Annotated in this window: 2 protein-coding genes and 1 pseudogene; all 3 read left to right on the plus strand. The window is 73.1% G+C overall.

The genetic code is table 11. The annotated features are described in order from the left end of the window. Positions 1–1,474 (plus strand): LuxR C-terminal-related transcriptional regulator (locus tag ACFV0Q_RS40200; RefSeq protein ID WP_385012885.1); only part of this gene is annotated, 1,474 nt, incomplete at its 5' end. Positions 1,475–1,540: 66 nt separating this feature from the next. Continuing rightward, positions 1,541–2,578 carry a helix-turn-helix domain-containing protein gene (locus ACFV0Q_RS40205; protein ID WP_385012887.1) on the plus strand — a complete coding sequence of 346 codons (1,038 nt, stop codon included), beginning with the start codon at positions 1,541–1,543 and terminating at the stop codon, positions 2,576–2,578. Continuing rightward, positions 2,572–3,223: pseudogene (locus tag ACFV0Q_RS40210) on the plus strand (hypothetical protein); the annotation flags it as partial. The gene ACFV0Q_RS40205 and the pseudogene ACFV0Q_RS40210, both read left to right, overlap by 7 nt.

Raw genomic sequence — 3,223 nt, forward strand, 5'->3', positions numbered from 1 at the left:
GGCCGGGGCCCTGGCCGAGATGCTGTCCCTGGAGTCTTCCCAGCGGGAGGCCTTCGACCTCCTGGCCGACGTCTCGGAGTACTTTCCGGTGGTCGGCCGCCCCGTCGCGCTCATGGTGACGGCGGTGGCGGCGGGCATCTGCGTCCAGTCCGGTCTGCCGGAACACCGGACCGGCCTGAACGCGCTGCTCGACCGTGCCCGACAGGCCGGCCACGCCCCGGAGGGCGACCGGCTCCGGCCTCCGGTGTCCGGAATTCGGGGCCGCCTGGAGGAGGCGCTGGACGCGCTGGTCACGGCGGTGGTCCGGCCTTCGGCCGGGACCGCCGCGTCGGCCGCGATGGAAGTGACGGCGAGCCCCGGCGGTCCGAAAGGTGCGCCGCCGGCCGGCCTGGACACCCTGGCCTGCCGGACGGCGGTCCACTTCGCGGCCCACCTCGCGGACGAGGCGGACGTGTGCCTGGGGCAGTTCCGTGAGACCGACGCCCAACTCGGTGACGCTCGTGCCTTCGGCATCCGCGGCTGGACGGTCTCCGCCCTGGTGGACACCCTCGTGGGCATCGGGTGGTTCACCGAGGCCGAGGCCCTGATCCGGGACGCCACGGCCGAGGCCACCGTGCTGCGCCTGCCGCGCCTCCAGGCGGATCTGGAGGCGCAGGCCCTGGCCCTGCAGGCATTGCGCGGCACCGTCCCGCCGGAGCCCCGGCTCACCCCCTCGGTCTGGCGCGCCGTCTGCCTGGACGAGAACCGGGCCACCCACGCCCGCCTGCTGCGCGCCAGGGGCCTCGCCGCCATCGCGCTGGGGGACTGGGACGGCGCCTGGCGCCACCTGCGCGCGCTGTTCACCGTCGACGGTTCGCCGCTGCACCCCCTCCTGTCGCCCCGGAGCATCGCCGAACTCGCGGTCGTGGCCCAGCGCACCGGCCGGTGCGACGAGGTCGTACCGGTTCTCGCCCGAGTCCGCGCGGAGCAGGGGGACCGCCCGAGCACCAGGATGACGCTGCTCCTGCACCATGCCGCCGCCCTGGTCGAACCGGATGAGAACGCCGAGCGGGACTTCCACCTCGCCCTGGTCAACCCCGAGGCCGACCGGTGGCCTTGGGAGCGTGCCCACGCCCGTCTCAACTACGGCATCCGGCTGCGGCGCTGCCGCCGGACGCGCGAGGCGCGCCAGCAGCTGACGACCGTACTCGAAACGGCCGAACGGCTGGGCGCGGGCGCCCTCGCCGCGGCCGCGGCCCGCGAGCTGCGCGCGAGCGGGGCGGCACCCACCCCCGACACCTCGGGCCTGCTGGAGCAGTTGACGGCACAGCAGCGGCAGATCGTCCAACTGGCCGCGCGCGGCCATTCGAACCGTGAGATCGGTGAACAGCTCTTCCTCTCGCCGCGCACCGTGGGCTCCCACTTGTACAACGCCTACCCGAAGCTCGGCATCAGCCGCCGCCAGCAACTGCGGGACCTCCTCCAGGACAGATGAGGCGGCGCCCGATGACCAGTCGACCGACTGATGCGTCGACCGGCACGGCCACCGCATGCTCGCAGCATGCCAACCGTGATCGGCTCCTTCGAGGAGAGCAGCTGTAGTCCGGCCTCCGGCGAGAGTCGGGCCCATGTGCTGAGCACACGCTCGGTTCCGCCGCGCGAGAGCCTGGAGTTCTGGCACGACGCCGTGCTCGCGACCCTGGTGGGGATGGACATCGCCACCGACGGACCCACCTATGACGCGGCCCTGCGCACCCACCACCTGGGGGACATCCAGATCACCACGGTGGAGTGCGACCCGGGTCGCGTCCACCGGTCGCCGCAGTTCATCGCCCGCGGTGACGGGCGGGACGTTTTCGTGGCGCTCCAGAGCAGCGGGCGCGCCCAGGTCGAACAGGACGGCCGCACCACCGAGTTGCGGGCCGGTGACATCGGGTTCTTCGAAACCGTCCGGCCCTTCCGTACGACGTTCCCGGAACGCTTCAAGCTGAAGATCTTCACGGTCCCGCGGAGCCTGCTCGGGCGGTCGGAGGCCGATCTGCGGCAGCTGACCGCGCGGGCCGTGCGCCCGAGCGGTGGTCTGCCCGCCCTGCTCGCCCCGTTGCTGGAACGGCTGGCGGACACGTCAGAGGCGTACGCGACGCCGGTGGCCGAGCGCATGGCCGAGGGGGTCCTCGACCTGATGGCGGCCACGGCGGCGGACCGGCTGGGCGAGGACACCGCCGTCCTGCCGGGTGCCGACCGGGTCCTGCTGCTGCGGATCAAGACCTTCATCCGTTGGCACCTGTCGGACTCCGCTCTGACCCCCCGGGCCGTCGCCCAGGCCCACGGCATCTCCGTGCGCTATCTGCACCGGCTGTTCGAGGCCGAGGGCACCACCGTGTGCCGGTGGATCCGCGAGCTGCGGCTGTACGAGTGCCGCAGGGAACTCGCCGCACGGCCACCGGGGTCGGTCAGCCTGGGCCAGGTCGCGCGACGCTGGGGCTTCACCAGTCCTGCACGGTTCAGCAGGGCCTTCCGCGGCTCCTTCGGCCTGTCTCCCACGGACTGGCTCGACCTGGAGCGCAAGGGCCGTGGGACGGGGGAAGCGCCGTGCTGACCGGATCGCTGACCACCCCCGGCCAAGGCGTGTCCTTCTCCACCCGGAGCCTCGCTCCCGGGGACCGAGCCGTCGCCTGGGAACACGTGCTGTCACAGGTCTTCGTGGGTCTTGAGGTCGCCGTCGAGGGCAGCCACCCGTGGACGGGCGAGCTGACCGCCGAGCGCCTGGGAGCGCTCCAGATCGCCACCGAGGAGTTCGGCCCGGGGACCATCCTGCGCAGCGCCCGCACGGTGGCCGCCGACCCCAGCACGCACATCCTTGTACGTCTGCAACTCGACGGCACCGCGGTGCTGTTCCAGGACGGCCGCACCGCCGAACTCCTACCCGGCCGACTGGCGTTCCACGACGCGCGCCGCCCGTACAAGATCGTGCTGCCCGCATGGCAGCGGGCCCGGGTGCTCATGCTGCCCCGAGCCCTGCTCCGGCTGGAGGAGAGGCAGCTGTCCGCCCTGACGGCCACCGTGGTGGACGACGCCGGAGAGGGAGCGGCGGCCCTGCTGCTGCCGCTGCTGCGCGGGCTCGTCGAAGAGGTCATGCGGACCCCCGCGAGCAGGCGCGGCGAACTCGCCCGCATCGCGGCGGAGATCCTGGGCACCCTGGCCCTGGAGCAGGTCGACAGCCGGTCCGCGCCCGCACTGTGGG

The sequence above is a fragment of the Streptomyces sp. NPDC059564 genome (genome assembly GCF_042735575.1).
GTDB lineage: Bacteria > Actinomycetota > Actinomycetes > Streptomycetales > Streptomycetaceae > Streptomyces.